This window comes from Pontibacter virosus (assembly GCF_003096355.1).
In the GTDB taxonomy this organism is placed as follows: domain Bacteria; phylum Bacteroidota; class Bacteroidia; order Cytophagales; family Hymenobacteraceae; genus Pontibacter; species Pontibacter virosus.
The window spans coordinates 242627-263040 of sequence record NZ_QEKI01000001.1 but is presented as its reverse complement, the minus strand read 5'-3'; the positions used below and the strand labels follow the sequence as shown (position 1 = coordinate 263040).

The 20414-nt window shown below is 50.2% G+C and carries 14 protein-coding genes and 1 riboswitch; of the genes, 8 read left to right on the top strand and 6 right to left on the bottom strand.

All coding sequences use genetic code 11. The features are described 5' to 3' along the window. Window positions 1-48: 48 nt before the first annotated feature. A riboswitch (TPP riboswitch) is annotated at window positions 49-146 on the top strand. Window positions 147-207: 61 nt separating this feature from the next. From C8E01_RS00960 to ruvB, 3 genes are all read left to right on the top strand, one after another. Next, entirely contained in the window at window positions 208-2715 is a 2508-nt protein-coding gene (locus C8E01_RS00960; protein ID WP_116541858.1) for a TonB-dependent receptor, read from the top strand. 189 nt (window positions 2716-2904) lie between these two features. Continuing rightward, window positions 2905-4083 carry an acyl-CoA dehydrogenase family protein gene (locus C8E01_RS00955; protein ID WP_116541502.1) on the top strand — a complete coding sequence of 393 codons (1179 nt, stop codon included), beginning with the start codon at window positions 2905-2907 and terminating at the stop codon, window positions 4081-4083. Between the two features lie 216 nt (window positions 4084-4299). Continuing rightward, the gene (gene ruvB, locus C8E01_RS00950; protein WP_116541501.1) at window positions 4300-5343 is read left to right on the top strand and encodes a Holliday junction branch migration DNA helicase RuvB; all 1044 of its coding nucleotides are present in this window, start codon (window positions 4300-4302) and stop codon (window positions 5341-5343) included. Between the two features lie 98 nt (window positions 5344-5441). On the opposite strand, the gene C8E01_RS00945 is transcribed toward ruvB, so the two are convergent. After that, window positions 5442-6488 carry an amidohydrolase family protein gene (locus C8E01_RS00945; protein WP_165820527.1) on the bottom strand — a complete coding sequence of 349 codons (1047 nt, stop codon included), beginning with the start codon at window positions 6486-6488 and terminating at the stop codon, window positions 5442-5444. A 172-nt stretch (window positions 6489-6660) separates the two neighbouring features. Beyond that, window positions 6661-7107, bottom strand: a complete 447-nt coding sequence (locus tag C8E01_RS21535) for a RidA family protein (protein ID WP_165820526.1) — start codon at window positions 7105-7107, stop codon at window positions 6661-6663. Between the two features lie 257 nt (window positions 7108-7364). Here C8E01_RS21535 and queG point away from each other — a divergent pair, with 257 nt between their 5' ends. Beyond that, window positions 7365-8324, top strand: a complete 960-nt coding sequence (gene queG, locus C8E01_RS00935) for a tRNA epoxyqueuosine(34) reductase QueG (RefSeq protein ID WP_394342100.1) — start codon at window positions 7365-7367, stop codon at window positions 8322-8324. Here queG and C8E01_RS00930 read toward each other — a convergent pair. Further along, the gene (locus C8E01_RS00930; protein WP_076669372.1) at window positions 8315-8506 is read right to left on the bottom strand and encodes a hypothetical protein; all 192 of its coding nucleotides are present in this window, start codon (window positions 8504-8506) and stop codon (window positions 8315-8317) included. The two genes, queG and C8E01_RS00930, sit on opposite strands and share 10 nt — an antisense overlap. Window positions 8507-8796: 290 nt before the next feature. On the opposite strand from C8E01_RS00930, the gene C8E01_RS00925 reads away from it, so the two are divergent. From C8E01_RS00925 to C8E01_RS00910, 3 genes are all read left to right on the top strand, one after another. Then, window positions 8797-10236 (top strand): BatD family protein, encoded by a 1440-nt coding sequence (locus C8E01_RS00925; protein WP_116541498.1) that lies wholly within the window; start codon window positions 8797-8799, stop codon window positions 10234-10236. Continuing rightward, on the top strand, window positions 10233-11318 hold the full coding sequence (aroC, locus tag C8E01_RS00920; protein WP_116541497.1) for a chorismate synthase: 1086 nt from the start codon (window positions 10233-10235) through the stop codon (window positions 11316-11318). The genes C8E01_RS00925 and aroC overlap by 4 nt, the downstream gene beginning before the upstream one ends. 999 nt (window positions 11319-12317) lie before the next feature. After that, window positions 12318-13076 carry a hypothetical protein gene (locus C8E01_RS00910; RefSeq protein WP_116541495.1) on the top strand — a complete coding sequence of 253 codons (759 nt, stop codon included), beginning with the start codon at window positions 12318-12320 and terminating at the stop codon, window positions 13074-13076. 27 nt (window positions 13077-13103) lie between these two features. On the opposite strand, the gene C8E01_RS00905 is transcribed toward C8E01_RS00910, so the two are convergent. Both C8E01_RS00905 and C8E01_RS00900 read right to left on the bottom strand, forming a co-directional pair. Next, the gene (locus C8E01_RS00905) at window positions 13104-14606 is read right to left on the bottom strand and encodes a potassium/proton antiporter (protein ID WP_116541494.1); all 1503 of its coding nucleotides are present in this window, start codon (window positions 14604-14606) and stop codon (window positions 13104-13106) included. A 252-nt stretch (window positions 14607-14858) separates the two neighbouring features. Beyond that, on the bottom strand, window positions 14859-16250 hold the full coding sequence (locus tag C8E01_RS00900) for a sodium:proton antiporter (RefSeq protein WP_116541493.1): 1392 nt from the start codon (window positions 16248-16250) through the stop codon (window positions 14859-14861). A 263-nt stretch (window positions 16251-16513) separates the two neighbouring features. Here C8E01_RS00900 and C8E01_RS00895 point away from each other — a divergent pair, with 263 nt between their 5' ends. Further along, the gene (locus C8E01_RS00895) at window positions 16514-17128 is read left to right on the top strand and encodes a NifU family protein (RefSeq protein WP_116541492.1); all 615 of its coding nucleotides are present in this window, start codon (window positions 16514-16516) and stop codon (window positions 17126-17128) included. Between the two features lie 141 nt (window positions 17129-17269). Here C8E01_RS00895 and secDF read toward each other — a convergent pair whose 3' ends face one another. After that, on the bottom strand, window positions 17270-20296 hold the full coding sequence (secDF, locus tag C8E01_RS00890) for a protein translocase subunit SecDF (RefSeq protein WP_116541491.1): 3027 nt from the start codon (window positions 20294-20296) through the stop codon (window positions 17270-17272). Between the last annotated feature and the right edge of the window lie 118 nt (window positions 20297-20414).

Below are 20414 nucleotides of genomic sequence, written 5' to 3'. Positions count from 1 at the left end.
TCTTTGCACCATAGGACTTTGTTTTGATCAAAAAACGGGTCTACCTTTGTAGCAGTTTAGGGGTGCCTTATAACAACGGGCTGAGATCATACCCATTGAACCTGATCCGGGTAATGCCGGCGAAGGGAAAAACGCGGGGAAACAATGTAGCAGGCTGCCGGCCCCAGGCAGGTCTGTATGTTTCAACTTATTCTTTTTTACACTTCCATGAAAAAATTACTGATTGTGATGGCGGTCGTTGTACTGTTGCCATTGCAGTTGCTCGCTCAGTACAGTCTGAGCGGCTACGTAACCGATGCAGTCCAGAACGAAGCGCTGGCGGGAGCCACCGTAGTACTTGCTGGCAGCAACCAAGCCACCGTATCTGGCCCAGATGGCCGCTTTCAATTCCAGAACCTGTCGGCTGGCAGCTATACCTTGCGGGTGTCTTACCTGGGCTACGGCCAGTTGAGCAGACAGGTACAACTCAACGCCGATACCGAACTGCGCCTGGTGCTGCAGCCTGTCAGTGTGAGCACAGAAGAGGTATTGATATCGTCTACCCGTGCCAACGAACGAACCGGCACGACTTTCACGAACGTGACGCGCGAAGAGATCGCCGAGCGCAATTTCGGGCAGGACCTGCCATACCTGCTGGAGCAAACGCCCTCGGTGGTGGTAAACTCTGATGCCGGCGCTGGCGTGGGCTATACCGGTATCCGCATTCGTGGCTCCGATATCACCCGCATCAACGTGACCGTGAACGGTATACCTGTTAACGACTCCGAAAGTCATGGTACTTTTTTTGTGAACATGCCGGATTTTGCCTCTTCAGTAGAAGACATGCAGGTGCAACGCGGTGTGGGCACGTCGACTAACGGAGCCGGTGCTTTTGGAGCAAGTATTAACATCCAGACCCAAAAAGTACGCCGCGAGGCCTATGCCGAAACTGACAACAGCTACGGCTCATTCAACACCTGGAAAAACAACGTGCGCTTCGGCACTGGTCTGATAAACGGCAAATTCGCTTTCGACGGCCGTTTGTCGCGCATCAAGTCCGACGGCTACATCGACCGTGCCTTCTCCGACCTGAAATCCATGTATTTCTCGGGTGGCTATTATGGCGACAAAACAACAGTGAAATTTGTGACCTTCTCGGGCCAGGAGCAGACCTACCAGGCCTGGTATGGCACCCCAGAGGCGCTGGTGTACGGCAACGACGCCGACCTGCAGGCCTACATCGACCGCAATTATTACCCGGACGATTATGGCCAGTATAGTGCAAATGACATAGAGCAGATCCAGAACCTGCGCACCGCCGGTCGCCGGTACAACTACTATACCTACGACAACGAAACCGACAACTACCAGCAGGATCACTACCAGTTGCACCTGTCGCATGATTTCTCTCCGGAGCTTACTTTCTCTGGCGCACTCCACTATACCTATGGCCGCGGTTACTACGAGCAGTTCAGAAAGAACGACCGCCTGTCGAACTACGCGCTGCCGAACGTGCAGATTGGTGACGAGGTAATCAGCAGAACTGACCTGATCCGCCGCCGCTGGCTCGACAACCATTTTTTTGGCGCCACTTATGCCTTGCAATACAACCCGACGCCACGCCTCAATGCGACATTGGGTGGCGCCTGGAACCGGTATGACGGCGACCACTTCGGTGAGGTTATCTGGGCCCGCTATGCCTCCACGTCCAACATCCGCGACCGCTATTACGACAACAATGCAGTGAAGACGGACTTCAATGTCTTTGGTAAGGTGACTTACAGTCTGACAGAGCAGCTGAACCTGTTTGGAGACATGCAGGTGCGTGCGATCAATTATACCTTCGAGGGGATAGACAGAAATTTTGAAAACCTGGAGCAGGAGGTGGATTATACCTTCTACAATCCCAAGGCAGGTATAAGCTACGAGTTTAAGCCGGGCCATCAGCTATACGCTTCTTATGCCATTGGCAACCGGGAGCCTGTGCGCAAAGACTTTACGGAGTCTACCGCTGATAGCCGTCCGAAGCACGAAACGCTGCGCAATCTGGAGGCTGGCTACCGCGGTCAGCTGGCGCTGGGTGAGTTGGTTGGTCGTGAACTGGGTGCAAGTCTGGAAGCGAACTACTTCTTTATGGACTACCAAAACCAATTGGTGCTGACTGGCGAGATAAACGATGTGGGTGCTTATACCCGTACCAACATTGATCGCAGCTACCGCCAGGGTATAGAGCTGGCCGGAGCGTTGCGTTTGGGCACTTTTGCAAGCCTGAGCAGCAACCTGAGCTACAGCCAGAACAAGGTGCGTGACTTCGAAGAGTACATCGACGACTATGACGAAGGTGGACAGGCCAAAAACACCTATAACGAAGCCACTATTGCCTTCTCCCCAGATTTTGTGTCGGCTACGCAGCTGGAGGTGGAAGTACTGAAAGGCCTGAAAGCTGCCTTTCTTTACAAAACGGTGAGCAAGCAGTACCTGGACAATACCCAAAATGAAAGCCGCATTATACCTGCCTACCAGGTGGGCGACCTGCGGCTGCGCTACACCACCGGTTTTACCGGTGTGTTGAAAGGGCTGGAGCTCGGCTTGCTGGTCAATAACATCTTCAACGAACGCTACGCTGCCAATGGCTATACCTATAGCTACATAGCGGGTGGCGAACAGGTGACAGAGAACTTCTACTACCCGCAGGCCACACGCAATTTCCTGGCCTCAGTAGGTTTAAGATTTTAACATAGATTGAGATTTTTTTTTGGAAAGGCCCCGCCAATAGGTGGGGCTTTTTTATGATCTGGGTTTATATCGACCCATTTAGCCATCTAACTATTCAGCCGTTTAGCAATTTCACCACCCAACAAACCCTGATTCAGAAAACTTGTTATATTTGCGTATTACCCTTTCCTTAAAACAACGAAATAAGCTATGGCCTACGAATCATCAGGAGCTCCTGACTACTATAACATTGACGACTTACTGACTGAGGAGCATATCCTCATACGCCAGTCCTTGCGTGAATTTGTGAAGCGCGAGATTTCTCCGAACATCGAGCAGTGGACGCAGGACGCGCATTTCCCTTCTGAGATCGTGAAGAAATTCGGTGATGTGGGTGCTTTCGGCCCGACTATACCTGCCGAGTACGGCGGCGGCGGACTGGACTACATTAGCTACGGCATCATCATGCAGGAGATCGAGCGTGGTGACTCCGGTATGCGCTCTACGGCTTCTGTGCAGGGCTCGCTGGTAATGTACCCGATCTATGCCTACGGCTCGGAAGAGCAGCGTAAAAAGTACCTGCCGAAACTGGCAAGCGGGGAGTGGCTGGGCTGCTTCGGCTTAACCGAGCCTGACCATGGTTCAAACCCGGGGGGTATGACGACCAACATCAAAGACATGGGCGACCATTACCTGCTCAATGGCGCTAAGATGTGGATTTCCAACTCACCGGAGAGTCAGGTGGCAGTGGTGTGGGCTAAAAACGAAGAAGGCCGTATCAAAGGCCTGATCGTGGAGCGCGGCATGGAAGGCTTCTCTACACCGGAGATACATAACAAGTGGAGCCTGCGCGCCAGCTGCACCGGCGAGCTGGTATTCGACAATGTAAAAGTGCCGAAAGAGAACCTGCTTCCAAATATAGAAGGTCTGCGCGGTCCGCTCGGTTGCCTCGATTCTGCCCGCTACGGCATTGCCTGGGGTGCGATTGGTGTGGCCATCGACTGCTACGAGTCGGCGCGCAAGTACGCCATGGAACGCATCCAGTTCGATAAGCCGATCGGCGCTTTCCAGCTCACGCAGAAGAAACTGGCTGAGATGCTGACCGAGATTACGAAGGCGCAGCTGTTGGCCTGGAGACTGGGTACCTTGAAAAACGAAGGCAAAGCTACCACGCAGCAAATCTCGATGGCCAAGCGCAACAACGTGGACATGGCCCTACACATCGCTCGCGAAGCACGCCAGATTCACGGCGGCATGGGCATTACGGGCGATTATCCGATCATGCGCCACATGATGAACCTGGAATCAGTGATCACCTACGAGGGTACCCACGATATTCACTTGCTTATCACAGGTGCTGATATCACAGGTATACCTGCGTTTAAATAGACCCAACTCTGCCTAGAAACAGGGCAGGCCATATGTATAAGAAAGGCAGCTGCAGGAGTGGCTGCCTTTTGTTTTGCTAATCAGATTAGATTTATGGTGAATTGCTATAATATAATTAGCAAAATTTAGTAAATTCGTCTGCAGAAATGGAGCGAAAGCAACGCTGAAACTGTTACCTTTAGGTATAGCAGAAAGCGCTAAATCAGATAGCATTTTATGAGAGAAGATTACCTGACTGGCAGTAACGACTACATGTCGCCGGTCGAAAAAGACATAGACAAGGCGCTTCGCCCGCTGAGCTTTGCCGACTTTACAGGGCAGGCCAAAGTGGTGGAGAACCTCAAAATATTTGTGCTGGCGGCCAAGAACCGTGGCGAGGCGTTAGACCACGTGCTGCTGCACGGACCTCCCGGCCTGGGTAAAACCACACTGTCGCACATTATCGCCTCAGAGCTGGACGCAGGTATAAAAATGACCTCCGGACCGGTACTGGACAAGCCCAGCGATCTGGCAGGTTTGCTCACCAACCTCGATCCGAACGATGTGCTCTTCATCGACGAGATCCACCGCCTTAACCCGATTGTGGAAGAGTACCTGTACTCGGCGATGGAGGATTACAAGATCGACATTATGCTCGACTCTGGTCCGAATGCCCGCTCAGTGCAGATCAGCCTGAATCCGTTTACGCTGATCGGTGCCACGACGCGTTCCGGCTTGCTGACGGCTCCGCTGCGGGCCCGTTTCAGTATTAACTCACGCCTGGAGTACTATGATGCCGAGTTGCTGACTTCGATTGTGAAGCGCTCCTCTGCTTTATTGGGTGCTCCTATACATGAGGATGCCGCTTTCGAGATTGCCCGTCGTAGCCGTGGTACACCGCGTATCGCTAACAACCTGTTGCGCCGTACCCGCGACTTTGCGCAGGTAAAAAGTAACGGTACCATCGATGTGGAGATCGCGCGTTTCGCCCTGGCTGCTCTGGATGTAGATCATAACGGTCTCGATGACATGGACAAGCGTATCCTGTCCTGCATCATCGACAAGTACAAGGGCGGTCCGGTAGGCCTATCTACCATTGCGACAGCCTGCGGCGAAGAAGCCGAGACGATTGAGGAGGTATACGAACCGTTCCTGATCCAGGAAGGCTACATCAAGCGCACCGCCCGTGGACGTGAAGCGACAGAAGCTGCGTACCGCCACTTAGGTAAAATTCCTCCGCAGCAGGTAGTGGCTGGCGGGTTGTTTGATCAGGCTGAGTAATAATTGTTTGTGATATTTTGAAAAGGGCAGGCCTTAGGCCTGCCGTTTTTGCTTTAGCAGGTATAACCTCTCTGATACCTTGTTTTACCAGAAGAGCTTTATTTTATCCTCGTCCCGCTTTTCCAAATTCCCATGATTTTGGTAATGGACTCAATGTCACTAGTTGGGTCGCCATTAATCAGTAAAAAGTTAGCTTTATTATTCTCTTTGATAAGCTGGTTCTCCAAAAAATTGAAAGCGATTGCCGGGTTGATGGTGGCAGTTTTCAGTACTTCAAAATCGCTAAGGCCAGATGCCTTTAGTAACCTCAATTCCTCCAACAAGCCATCATGGTAGTTTATACCTAGATTAGGCGCATCTGTTCCGGCTAGTAAGAGTATTTGTTTTTGGTGTAATCTATACACTTCCTGCTGTAGCTCATCAAAGTGCAGGTGTTGCAGGGCCAGCTCCTTTTGGTCAACGTATTGCAGGAGTTTCTTCGTGACATATAAAGTTGGTATGACGAAAGGTTTTTGTGTGGCCAGTTGAGCCAGTTGCTCTTCATCCATTGCGCTGTCAAACCAAATATGCGCAAATCCATCAACCTTTAACTCGCTGACTGCAAGCGCATCGTCCAAAGTAGAAATATGCGCCAGGGCTAATTTGTCGTTTTGATGAGCGGCTTCTATAAGTGCTCCAATAGTTTTAAAGTCTAGTGTAGTTCGCAAGGGCTCCCTGATTATTTTGATATAATCGACTCCATCATCGACCCTATTCCTAATAAACAGGCTTGCCTCACTAGGATGGGAGACAGTGGGTACAGCATAACCTAGTTGCGTGCCGTGTCCACCCGGAGCTGTAGCGCCTGGTCCAGAGGTATAGTAAGTAGCGTAAAGTGTTGAATCGTTGTAGATTCGGAGTTGCCTTGCCTTTTCACTGGATGTATAGAGGTCGAGTACAGTGCCTATACCCTGCGACAGGCTTTCTTTTAGATGTAGCGGTTCATGCACATGAGCGTGCGCGTTTACCAATAGCGGTATGATGGTTTTGCCTTTCCCATCCACTATGGTAGCGGCCGCATCAGTTATATGTTCCCCAATCGATATAATTACGCCATCCGAAATCAGTACATCCACCTGCTCCCTGATTGTTGAGCCGTCATACAATCTAACCTGCTTTATCAGCACAAGCTGACTGCTGTTGCCACATCCATAAAATAATAGGCAGCAGAGGAGCGCTGTAATTTTGAAGGTATGCACGAGGGCTCGGAAAAGCATGGTAGATAACTGACAGAACAAGACAAATGTATACTATTCTGAGAATAGCTGCATACAAATGCTACTCCGTCTTCTTAATCTCTGCGATCACCTCCACTTCCAGAACAGTATCTTCTTCAAACAGCCTCGAGACCTGAACCCAGGTGGCAGCTGGTGTGTGGGTGCCATAATATTTCTTGCGTATGGGCTGGCTTTTCTTGGCTGCCTCAATGTCTGTGGCATACAGGTTCTCTTTAACTGCATGTGTCAAGTCGAGTCCGTATTGCTTCAGCGTTAGTTCAATGGTTTTGTAGACGCGTTCCATCGCCTGGTCCATGTCGCCTTTCCCGACGGTGCCTGACAGGTATAGCATATTGCCACTCCGGTAAGCCTGCGCGTAATTCCAGTCCTGTTCCCCTGCTGGGTGCAGATGAAAGATTTTCCCGTTCTGTAATTTTTGTCCTTGTGCCTGCACGTTAAAGGTGAAGCCGATCAGAAAGGCGATGAGTAGAATGCAGTGATTTTTCATAGTTGTGAGGTTATTATAGTTACTGGTTCTATACCCAAGCGTATGCCAAATCCATAAAGCGCCTTCAAATAGGTTTAAAGGCATTTTCAGAGCTGTGGTCAAGTTCTGAATGTGTTCTAAATAGTACAACTCTGTCCACAAACGGACAACCTGGGGAGTGAGGATTGTAGAACTCAGGTATAACGAAGCAAACTTAGGTTCGAATCCGGACTTATTTCTCCGTAAATTTGTTCTTCTCCAGGTATAGCTATACCTGAGTGACATTTATTTTGAACAAATCCGACTACACATACCTCATCAAGCAGAAGGCACAGGAACTGGGCTTCATGTACTGCGGCATTTCTAAAGCGGAATTTCTAGAGGAGGAGGCGCCGCGGCTGGAGAACTGGCTGAAGCAGAATATGCACGGGCAGATGCACTACATGGAAAACCACTTCGACAAGCGGCTCGACCCGCGTCTGTTGGTGGAAGGGGCAAAATCGGTGGTATCGCTGCTGCTCAACTACTACCCCGAAAAAGAAAATCAGCAGGCCGGCGAGGATACCTATAAAGTGTCGAAGTATGCCTACGGTACCGACTATCACTTTGTCATCAAAGACAAGCTGAAGACGCTGCTCAATTACATAAATGAGGAAATAGGGGAGGTAGGCGGTCGCTGCTTCGTGGATTCGGCCCCGGTGCTGGACAAGGCCTGGGCCTCGAAAAGCGGACTGGGCTGGGTTGGTAAACATACCCTCCTGATCACGCCGCAAGCAGGAAGTTTTCATTTTGTCGCCGAACTGATCATCGATCTGGAACTGGAATATGATGGCCCGATCAAAGACTACTGCGGCTCCTGTACCCGCTGCCTGGACGCCTGCCCGACGGATGCGATCGTGGCGCCTTATGTGGTAGACGGGAGCAAATGCATCTCCTACTTCACCATCGAGCTGAAAGACCAACTGCCGCAGGAAATGAACGGGAAGTTCGGTAACTGGATTTTTGGCTGCGACATCTGCCAGGATGTGTGCCCCTGGAACCGGTTTAGCAAGCCGCACCAGGAGCCGACCTTTGAGCCGCAACCGCAGCTGAAGGAAATGAAGAAGTCGGACTGGGAGGAAATCACACAGGAGGTCTTTGCGCAGCTGTTCAAGAAATCAGCTGTGAAACGAACAGGTTACAATGGCCTACTGCGTAATATCCGCTTTGTTGAGCAAAGCCCCGATCCTCAGACCTGAGCCCTGGAGAATACCTTGTTGAGCACATAAAGGTACATCTCCGAAAATTTTTCATAGCACCATTGTTTCAGCTGCTTGAGTTCTTCGGGAATCAGCACTTTAAAGGCTTTTCTCAATTCTTTTTCAAACAGCATTTTGTCAAAGCTCACCTTCAACAAGATCGTTTTAACGTACTCCAGCATTATCGTTTGTGGTATTTTGGTATTCTATTCTGATATACGAAAATAGTCTAAAAAGTTCATTCAGGTTTGATTAATTTGTAAAATTCTTATTTAATTAACTGATTATGAACGTTAATCCTGAGCCATTTTCTGTAAATCATCTAGTGGTAGAACGCTTAAGAAAGGCCTCTATTTTATAGAAACGGCTAATCAACCTGAGGCAGAGTAAAAGGGCAGATTCCTGAAAATTGGACTATAATATTCGGGGGTATAGCGACAAGAATTTGTAAATTTGCTATTATACCAGAATTATGCGCCTGACTTTTCTACTTGTGCTGCTATACCTGTTGGTGTTGGTGCCCGCTTTTGGGCAGCAGGCCCGCATTGAGCTGGGGAAAAGTCCACTGTCCATCAACACCTACTTCACGGTTTCCATACGGCTGCAGGATCAGCAACTCAAGGATTATTCTCCTTTTCCGGAGATAGAGGGCTTCAAAAAAAGCAATCGTTTTTCGTCCACCAAAACGGTTATAGCAGGAGGCAAAACTACCACCGTACTCACCGTTACCCAGAATTATGCCGCCTTGGCCGAAGGAGACTTCGAGCTCAAGCCATTCAACATGACTGTAAACGGACAGGTCTTGAAGTCGGCCGGCATGAAGATCAAAGTGGGGCCAATGGCTACCGTCAGTCCCCAGGCACCGGATCTGGTCATTCCGCAGCAGCCCGAACAGGGCGAAGCGCAGCCCCAGGAGTACGTGGATCAGGAAGACAATGCATTCCTGACACTCTACACCGATAAGAAGGAAGTATACGTAGGCGAAGGCCTCAACATTGTGCTGTACTTTTACCTGGCCGAGGCAGACCAGCGGCTGCTGGACTTTCATGACTTCGGCAACCAGATAACAGGCATCCTACGCCAGCTGAAACAACCCAATGCCTGGGAGGAAGTATTCGAGATAGACGAAGTAACCCCTGAGCAGGTGGTAGTGCAGGGGGAGCCATACCTGCGCTTCAGGTTGTATGAAGCCGTACTATACCCCCTCACCACCGAGCCGCTGCACTTTCCGAAGCTGTCGCTGCGCATGCTCAAGTACAAAGTGGCCGTTAACCCGACGCTGCTCGAAGACAGGCTGGAAGGGTATAAAACCTTTTTTGCCCGGGAGCACATTATACCTGTCAAAGAGTTGCCACCCCACCCATTGCGCGATATGGTGCCAGTTGGAGAATATACCCTGCGGGAGGGCCTGTCAAGCCAGTCAGTGCCGCTTAACAGAAGTTTCCGGTACATGTTTGAGCTGGAAGGAGAGGGCAACCTGGCCGCAATCATGCCTCCAAGCCCGACTACTACCGGTACACTCGACTTCTATCCGCCCGATATGCGGCAGGATATTACGTTGCGTGCCGGTCGTGTGCAAGGAGTGAAGCGCTTCACCTATTCCGTGCTGGGCCGTGTGCCGGGCACCTACAACATGGCCAATGACTTCCAGTGGATCTACTTCAATCCGGTTACTGCCACGTATGACACGCTTCGGTCAGAGCTGAGCGTGACGGTGACAGGTATAGCCGAAGCGGGTACCATGGTGCTGGCCCGCGATCTGGGCCCTTTCTACAAGATCATCGAAAACGAGGACCATACTCTGGTCAGCCTATCACAGGAAAAAGTCATTAAGCGCTATACTAATATCATCCTGCTGGTGCTGCTGGCCTTGTCAGGGTTTATCTTTTTAAAATATCGGAACATCAAATGAGCAACACATACGGTAAGATTTTCAAAATAACCACCTTTGGCGAGTCCCATGGCGTGGCAGTGGGCGTGATTGTGGATGGCTGCCCTGCAGGACTGGAAATCACAAGAGAGGAGATACAGCTTGCCTTGGACCGCCGCCGGCCCGGACAGTCCGATATCACGACTCCCCGCAAGGAAGAGGACAGGGTAACGATACTCTCTGGTGTGTTTGAAGGCAAGACCACAGGCACGCCCATTGCGATGGTTGTCGGCAACAAAGACCAGGCAAGCCACGACTACTCGCATGTAGCGCAAGCCTTCCGGCCTTCGCACGCCGACTATACCTACACTGTAAAGTATGGTTTGCGCGACCACCGCGGCGGCGGCCGCAGCTCTGCCCGCGAAACAGTGGCCCGTGTGGCAGCGGGTGCTTTGGCAGCCAAGTTGTTGCAGCACCATGGCATTACGGTGCGCTCATATGTGTCGCAGGTGGGAGGCTTAAAAGTGCGTAAGCATTACTCCAAACTCGACCTGTCGCAGATCGACAGCAACAAAGTTCGCTGCCCTGATGGTACAACAGCCGCCCGCATGATCGGCCTGATAGAAGATGCACGTGACAGTCTGGATACCATTGGTGGCGTAGTGAGCTGCGTGGTGCAGGGTGTACCAGTGGGGCTGGGCGAGCCGGTTTTCGACAAGCTGCATGCGGAGTTGGGCAAAGCCATGCTGAGCATCAATGCCGTGAAGGGATTTGAGTACGGCAGTGGTTTCGAAGGAGTAAAACTACGCGGCTCGGAGCACAACGACCAGTTCTATACTGATGAACAGGGCAACGTACGCACCCGCACGAACTACTCAGGCGGTATACAGGGCGGCATCAGCAACGGGCAGGACATCTATTTCAGTGTAGCCTTTAAGCCCGTTGCTACTATCCTGCAGCCGCAGCAAACGATAAACGATACCGGTGAGGAGATTACCCTGCAGGGCAAAGGTCGCCACGACCCTTGCGTACTGCCGCGTGCCGTACCTATTGTCGACGCCATGGCTGCGCTCGTGCTGGCCGATTTCCTGCTCCGGCAGCGCATGAATAGGCTGACGCCCTGAAATGATAGGGCCACTCTCGCTTAAAATGCTTATATTTGTTAGTAGTGATGTTAAGCGGCGTAAACATATCGAACTGTATCAGGCCTTTAAGGATGGCCGTCCTGTTGCTGGTCATCTTGCTTTGTCACGGGTATGCGGCATCAGGCTATGGCACTACATTTCAAATCCCTGTTCTATCCGAATCTGTTACGCACGCACCAGACGAAACGGGTTCCACCCTCTCACAGGGGAAGCAGCGTCTTGCTCAGGATGCTGCTCCGCCTTCCGGTGTTTATTACGGCTTACAGAAAGCTGAAATTCCACTTAAGCACTTTACTTTTATTGCCCCCAGTGATGAGGTCATTCCACCTTATGCGGACAAAGCTTCCGGCAGGGGCTGCTTTATCAAGTACTTTTACCTCTCCATTCGACCCCAGGCCCCTTAGTAGGCTACCCCAGCAACTTGTACCCGATTTCTACAAAAGCAAGCTCCCCTCATCGGTCAGGGCTGTGCCCTTTGCTGTCTTGCGCGCAACCAGCTAAAAAGCGTCCTTATTAGGTTCTGCTAACGCACATGCCTGAAATTATCCAATTTCAGGCATGTGGTCTGACTTATAATTTGTGGATTTGTATGCGCCGGGAAATACCGATCCTGAGTAGCCCTGTTTGTGACTTGCCCAAGCAAGTTCTCTGTCTTTGCATACCATTGGCTACTAAGGAATACTGCTTTCCCCCATGGCTACTTCATCTGTTTTTAAGCAGGGAGGCTCGGATAAGCCAAGTTGCTTTCCATTTTTGACATTCCACTTTCTTTCAAAACCAGCCACATACATGAGCTAGCCAGGGGGCCCGGGGTGGCATCTGTGAAATCAAAGACAAGGAGGATTGCTAATTGGTTAGTTACACATGTTCTAAAGAAGATATGAAGATCGTGGGCTAGCTAATAGGTTCTCCATATGTCCTGCTCATCCGCTGTGAAGCGACTGTATTATTTTAAAAATTCTTAATGCTCTTGATAACATGAGTAACAACGCAACTTTAATCATACTAGAAGACAAAACAACTTGGCCACAGGATATCATTGACTATGTAGCCCCAAACATCGCCCGAATCGGCCAGGAGCGGGAGTTGGAACTTACTAAAAATTTGGAGGGAAAAAGCTGGCTTTCGGCTATACCTGACTCTCTCTATGTGCAGGCCCAGAAACAGCTGGCTATTATGCTGCGGAGTTATGCCATTAAATCGTATCACTGCACCAGGCTACTTACCCCCGAAAAGATTTACAAGACAGGCTTGTTGCTACTGGGTAAAAAAACACTGACGGCAGGGCTATCAAATCTTGCCACTTTCCTCGAAATGCCTGAGGATAGGATAGAAGCGGAAGAGGAGCTAAAGGATTTTGTGAGAAGTGATGCTTTCAAAAACAGGCAGGGGTTTGTGTGGGTATACCTGACAGAGGCAGAAACAGAGCAGTATGATTGCCAGGATCTGGTAGATTTTTATGGAGGCCGTGCATTGCGGGCCGCCTTAGTTAGGAAACGCTATAAATTCTATCCGCCTCTCAAACGTTTGGGAATACCTGTTGTCATAACCTGCCGCGTTCAAATAGCAGATGCAACTGACAGCCAGGTGGCGGAACTGGCCAAATTCATGCTAGACCAAATGCTGGATGAGGCTAATGGTTATGATGTCCGCCCAATTAGGGGAGAGCTATCAATTCAGACAGCTATACCTGCAGAAAATATTTTAGAGGTCAGGGAGCAGTTGCAGTACACGTAAATAACAGGGCTTCCCTTTACGGGTAGGTTACAGTTTGCTTGCAGCTCCCAGGTTTTGCATGGTTTGCATCAGGGCTTCGTGGTCGTCTGTAATAATGAGGAGCTTGTCATCTTCCTGCAAAACCGTTTTGCCTTTCGGTACAAAATACTTGTCATCGCGTTTCACCATAACGGCAAGTGTCTTGTCTGGCAGTGGCAAATCCATCAGGTGGTTCCCATTAATAAGCGCGTGCGCCGTGATGTTGATCTCTGTCGTAATGGATTTAATTTCATCAGAAAACTCAATGTCGAAATCTTTTAGTTTTTCAAGCTCACGCGGTTGCTCTGCCAGCCCCAACCAAACGGCCATCCTTGAAAGTGACGTACCCTGCACCACCAGCGAAACCAGCGTACAGAAAAACACGATGTTAAACATGAGGCGGGCATGTGGTACGTCTGCAGCCAGCGGCAAAATGGCAAAGATAATAGGCACTGCTCCCCGCAAGCCTACCCACGAAATGTAGGCTTTGTCTTTGACACCCATTTTGCGGAAGGGCATCAGGCATAGGAATACACTCAGCGGACGGGTGATGAAAATCATCAGGAAGCTGATGATCAGACCTGGGATAATAATGGGAACCAGTTCGCGCGGATTCACTAATAGGCCCAGGGTAAGGAACATCAGCAACTGGCTCATCCAGGCCATGCCATCGAAGAAGTTGAGGGACGAGCGCTTGTGCACAAACTTAGAGTTGCCGATAACGAGGCCGCCAATGTATACTGCCAGAAAACCGTTGCCCTTGATAAAGTAGGTGGCCGAGAAGATGAAGATACAGCAAGTGAAAACCAGTATCGGGTAAAGGGAGCCGTTGTCGATGTCAACCCGGTTAATCAGGCGCACAGCCAGCTTGCCAAAAATGAAGCCTGCAGCACCTCCAACAACAAGCTGCATTACCAGCATGCCTCCTGCGGCCCAGTAATTCACCCCGCTTTCCATCAGCACAATTTCAATGAGCGTAATAGTCAGAATGTAAGCCATCGGGTCGTTACTGCCGCTTTCCAACTCCAGCATAGGGCGGAGGTTGTTTTTGAGCTGCATTCTTTTAGACCGGAGAATCGAGAAAACGGACGCGGAGTCGGTGGAGGACATGGTGGCCGCTAAAAGCAATGAAGTTGTCAGGCCTATACCTGCGGACTCAACCGTCATGCCCAGCACCCACCAAATGGCAAAACCCGTCAATACAGCGGTGAGAAACACACCCACGGTCGCCAATACAACCCCCTGCGCCATGACCGGCCGGATGTCGGCAATTTTGGTGTCCATACCGCCCGAGAACAGAATGATACAGAGGGCCACCGTACCGATGATTTGTGCAATTTGTATATTTTCGAATTGAATGCCGATGCCATCGGTGCCCGAGATCATACCCACCGACAGAAATAGCAATAAGGCTGGAACACCGAATCTATGTCCTGCTTTACCGGCCAGGATACTCAGGAAAAATAGGATAGCAATAGAAAATAATATTAATTCGACATTTATATTCTCCATACACTAAGATTATGGGATAAGGTAGGTATATAAGGATTTGTGCAGCTTGATTTCAGCTTAAGACAAATATAACGAAAAAACCTAGTTTTAAGGCGCTTAAAGTGCTTATGGGGCAGTCAAACACCTTTATTTTCATATCCTGATTAGAGAAACAGATAGATTTCATCTTAATGAATAAACCAGGACACAAAAGAAAAAGAGCCGTTCCTTACTGAAAGGAACGGCTCTTCTCATATTGTTATAGCATACGGTCTAGAATAGCCTCAGATGCACGACCAGGAACCAGATCAGCAGGAAGATCGGCAACAGGAACGGGATAGAGTAACGCAGTACGTAACCGAAGAAAGAAGGCATTTTCACACCGGCGCTTTCTGCAATCGCCTTCACCATAAAGTTTGGTCCGTTGCCGATGTAGGTAAAGGCTCCAAACAGTACGGCAGCCAGAGAGATGGCTTCGAGCTGTATCAATGTCTCCATACCTGCAGCAGAGGTGCCGGCGGCAAATTGCCTTACATCTTCCACGTTGTTCTGGGCCAGGTCAAACTTAGCCATCGCCAGCGACAGGAAGTTCGCATAGGTAGGTGCATTGTCCAGGAAGCCTGAAAGCGAACCCGTGGCCCAGTAAAGGAAGTTAGGCGTAATGAAGTGAGCGTAAGCTGGTGAAGAAGCGATTTCGGCAGATAGCTGCAGGGCAGGCATCATGGTAAAGAAGATACCGAAGAACAGGAACACGACTTCCAGAATCGGGTGGAAGTTGAATTGGTTGCCTGCCAAGGCTTCTTTGTTTGAAAAGCGGAAACACATAAAGGCGGCACCCAACTGTATGATTTCGCGCAGGTATGAGAACTTGTTGCCGTCATAGTAAATGTGTGGCAGCGCATCGATTACGTTCGGGTCGAGGAACACGGCACCAATGATGATGGCCAGCCAGAACAGGTTGCGACGGCCGCTGAAGCTGAATTCTGTTTTGCCGGAGCTCGGCTCCACTACATCGAGCTCAGCTACAATGTCGTTGCCCTTGTTGCGTCTATCCACGAAGTAGAACAGGAAGCAAAGCAGTCCGATAGATAGCACCCATGGAATAAACAGATGCTGCAATGTCCAGAAGAATGGCACTCCTTTAATGAAACCGATGAACAGCGGCGGATCGCCCAGCGGGGTTAACAGGCCTCCCGCATTACTCACGATAAAAATGAAGAATACGATCTGATAAGGCTGAAGCCGGTGCGCATTCAGGCGCATGAACGGGCGAATCAATAGCAAAGAGGCACCTGTGGTACCGATAAAGTTGGCTAAAATGGCGCCAACGGCCACCAGCGCTACGTTTATCAGTGGGGTAGCTTTGGCATTCACGTTCAGGTAGATGCCGCCGGCCGCAATGTAAAGGGAGCTGAGCAACACAGCAAAAGTGAAGTACTCTGCCAGGGTATGGGCTGGCATGTGCACATCGCCTAACACAAACAGGTAGTAGGCCAGTACGGTAAGCCCCAGGATGACAGCTATTTTTTTGTAATTATGCTCCCAAAAATGGCCGAAGAAAATAGGACCACTGGCGATAAGGCCAATCAGGAGTAAGAAGGGAATAATCAGGAAACCAGGAACGGCTTGCTGCGCTTGCGCCAGCAGAATGTAGTTATAAAGCATGTTAAATGTGCGGAGTGTTTTTCAGGTCAAAAATTTAACTGCGTTACAAAGATACATTTTCTGGGCTAAATAGCTAGCCAAATTGTTGTATAGACACCACTGATTTGTCACTTTGCCCGCCCAACTACCTGAAAAGAAAGTAAGCTTTATGCGCTTCTGAAGATTAACACCACCTGTAGAGCACTATCACTTGTCAGAATAATTGAGTAATTTTGGAAACTTTAAGGCGAAGGCCTAGGTTTTAATTTAAAACGCTGATATCCATGTTAGAAAATAGAGAAAAGACGGTTTCGGTATACGCCGAGGCCAACCCGAACCCCGAGTCCATGAAGTTTGTGATGAACGTAGGCCTTCTGCCAGACGGCCAGAGCGTAGACTACCCGAACTTAGAGAGTGCCGCTGATTCGCCTTTGGCGCAGGAGCTCTTTAACTTCGATTACGTTACGCGTGTGTTTATTGCCAGCAACTTCGTGACAGTGACAAAAGCTGCCAACATCGAGTGGGTGAAGCTTATACCTGAGCTGCGCACTTTCCTGAAGTCGTATGTAGAGGCGGGCGGGCCGATTTTTGTAGAAGGTTTCCAGGCGAATAAACCAGCTCCGAACACCGAAGCGAACGGTGAGGTGTCTGCAGACGATGCTGCCATCGCGAAGAAAGTAACTGACCTGTTGGAAAACTATGTACGCCCGGCCGTTGAGCAGGATGGTGGTAACATCAGCTTTAAGTCTTACAAAGATGGTGTGGTGACTGTGCACCTGCAGGGTTCTTGCAGTGGCTGCCCATCGGCTACTGTAACGCTAAAAGCCGGTATCGAGAACCTGTTGAAGCGTATGGTGCCTGAAGTAACAGAAGTAGTTGCCGACGGTGTGACCATCTAAGCTATCATTATCAATAAATAAAAGGGCCGGCTCTGAATGGAGAGCCGGCCCTTTTGTTTTTAGGTATAGCTATACCTTTCTCAATAAAAAACTCCCGCCCTTTGCAGAGGCGGGAGTTTTTAGTTTATACCTAACCGTCGATTAGGCCATTTTAGCGGAAGCTACCGGAGTTTCCTTCTTTTTCATGGTGTCGATTACGATTGGTGTCGCAATGAACAGGGAGGAGTAGCTACCTGCCAGTACACCAATGATCATGGCCAGTGAGAAGCCGCGCAGTACTTCACCACCAAAGATGAACAGTACTACTACCACAACCAGCAAGGTGAGTGAGGTGATCATAGTACGGCTGAAGGTGCTGATCAGCGCCGGGTTAACCAGGTCTCTGATGTGCTTGTTCGGATTATCGTTGATATACTCACGCACACGGTCAAAGATTACCACGGTATCGTTGATGGAGAAACCTATGATGGTCAGGATAGCGGCTACAAACACCTGGTCAATTTCATAAGAAATGCCCATTAGCTCCAGAATAGAGAACACCGCAATAATCATGAGTGCGTCGTGCAGCAAGGCGATAACACCACCCAGTGAGAACTGCCACTTGCTGAAGCGGAGCATCACGTAGATAAAGATACCTGCCAATGAAAGCAGCACAGCCAAGAGAGCTGTTTTCTGGATATCGTCGGCCATCGTAGCACCTACTTTAGAAGAGCTCAGAATTTCCGGATTTTGGTTGCCGTACTGGTCAAGTCCCTGCATCAGGGCATCCATTACACGCCCATCGGCCTGTGTGCTTTCATCTTCCGCCAGCCAGCTGGTGGTGATCTTCACACGGTTAGAGGCACCAAATGTCTTCACTTCCGTACCAGCAGACTCAAAATCGTCTAACAGGGCAGAGCGCAGGTCTGGTGCAGGTATAGCCTGGTCAAACTCCACTACGTAAGAGCGGCCACCTTTGAAGTCAACGCCCAGGTTAGGGCCACCGTTGATGAACATGGCTACAAATCCGAGCACAATTACGCTCAGCGAGAAGGCGTAGGCAGGTTTTCTGATCTTCATTACATCAAACTTCACGTTGCGGAACATTCTGTCTGCAATCGAAGTCGAGAAGGAAAGCTTTCCGCTTCTCTTGAAGCTACGCTCAACCAGGATTCTGGAGATAAATACCGATGTGAAGAACGACGTAACAATACCTATCATCAGGGTAATGGCAAAGCCTTTTACCGGACCAGAACCGAAGAAGTAAAGAATGAAGCCAACCAGGAACGTTGTCACGTTCGCATCCAAAATAGAGCTGAACGCCTTCTCGTAACCCTTATTGATAACATCCCGAATGCTCAGGCCTTTAGCGGCTTCCTCGCGCATACGTTCAAATATCAGTACGTTCGCATCCACGGCCATACCCAGTGTGAGCACGATACCGGCGATACCAGGCAAGGTGAGTGCCGCTCCAAACTGAGCCAGCACGCCCAGGATAAAGAACACGTTGAACAACAAGGCAAGGTCAGCGATAAAGCCGCCGCGCGCATAGTAGGCAATCATGAAGAGGATAACCAGTACCAGACCAGCCACAGTAGAGATCAGACCCTGGTTGATGGCCTCCTGACCCAATGAAGGACCCACGATGGCTTCTTCCACGATACGGGTAGGAGCTGGCATTTTACCGGCCTTCAGGATGTTGGCAAGGTCTTTTGCTTCTTCAATGGTAAAGTTACCTGTGATAGAAGAGTTACCGCCTGTAATCTCGCCCTGCACTACTGGCGCAGAGTATACATAGTTGTCAAGCACAATCGCCACCTGGCGGCCGACGTTGTTGCCTGTCAGGTTTGCCCAGCGCTTGGCACCGGTTGGCGTCATGGTCATGTTGATCTCAGGGCGACCGTTCTGGTCAAAGTCCTGACGAGCGTCGTTCACGGCATCACCGGTCATTGGCGCTTTGCCGTCACGACCTTTCTTCACAGAGTAGAACTCTACAAACTCCTGACGGTTTTCGCCTTGCAGCGGCTTCACACCCCACAGGAACTTCATGTTAGGAGGGAAGATAGCACGTACGTCAGGTCTGTTGAAAATCTCGTTGATTTTGGCGGTGTCGCGCACGTTGGCACCGATACCACCTGGCATCATGGTGAACAAACGGCCCATTACGCCCATCTGCTCTTCCTGCAGCGCCTGAAGCGCATCAGCAGAGTCAGCCTTGGCCTGATCAGCAGAAGCAAGTGCTGTGGTGTCGTTAGCAGCGGCAGCTGTGTCGTTAGAAGTAGCGGCAGCCTGCGCCAGCACGTCGTCAGCGGCGGCATCCTGTACGGCAGACGGCGTAGTTCCGGCAGTTGTTGGAGCTGCTTGTGCAGAAGAACTGCGAATGTTCAGACGACCGGCTTTTTCTTCTTTGTTAAGGTGGTCGCTCAGCTGTGTGAAATAAGGTGATACTTCTTCCGGTGTCCATACTTCCCAGAACTCCAGGTTAGCCATACCTTGCAGGAGCTTGCGCACACGGTCAGGGTTGTCTACGCCTGGCAATTCGATCTGGATACGACCACTGCGGCCCAGGCGCTGAATGTTTGGCTGGTTCACACCGAATTTGTCAACGCGGGTACGCAGGATGTTGAACGAGCGCTCAATGGCTTCCTCTACTTCCTGGTTAATCACGTCCACCACCTCGGCGTTGCTAGACTCGTAGCTGATCTTGCCACGGGTAACGGTGTTCGAGAAGATACGGCTCAGACGTCCATCCGGCTCGATTTCGCGGTAAGCCTCGGCAAACAAATTCGGGAAACGCTCCTGGCTGTTGCGCTGCATTTCCTGCGCGCGGGCAAGGGCTTTGAGGAAGTTAGGGTCTTTGCTGTTGCCGGCAAGCGACTTCACAATCTCTACCGGAGATACCTCCAGCACCACGTGCATACCGCCACGAAGGTCAAGGCCGAGGCCCAATTCGTTCTCTTTTACTTCCTGGTAGGTATACTCAGCACCAAGAAAATTGTAAACAGGCTCTCTCCACACCGAGTCGAGGTACGACTGCTGCTTGGCGTGGTCTACGTTGCCTTGTGCATCTGTGGCGTAGGCCTCAGCGTCTTTTTGCACACTGCGGGCAACGAACGAGAATGACAGGTAGTACAGGCAGAGTGCCGATACTATCACGGTCATAATGATGATGAAATTCTTATTCCGCATGGGTTGGTTGATAAAAAAAGTATAGTTGAAATAATGGTAATACTCTGGAAATCACAGCGGTGTCATCTTAAGTAAACCAAGAAATGCTGTGAAGCTGTTCCGCTATACCTTGAAATTT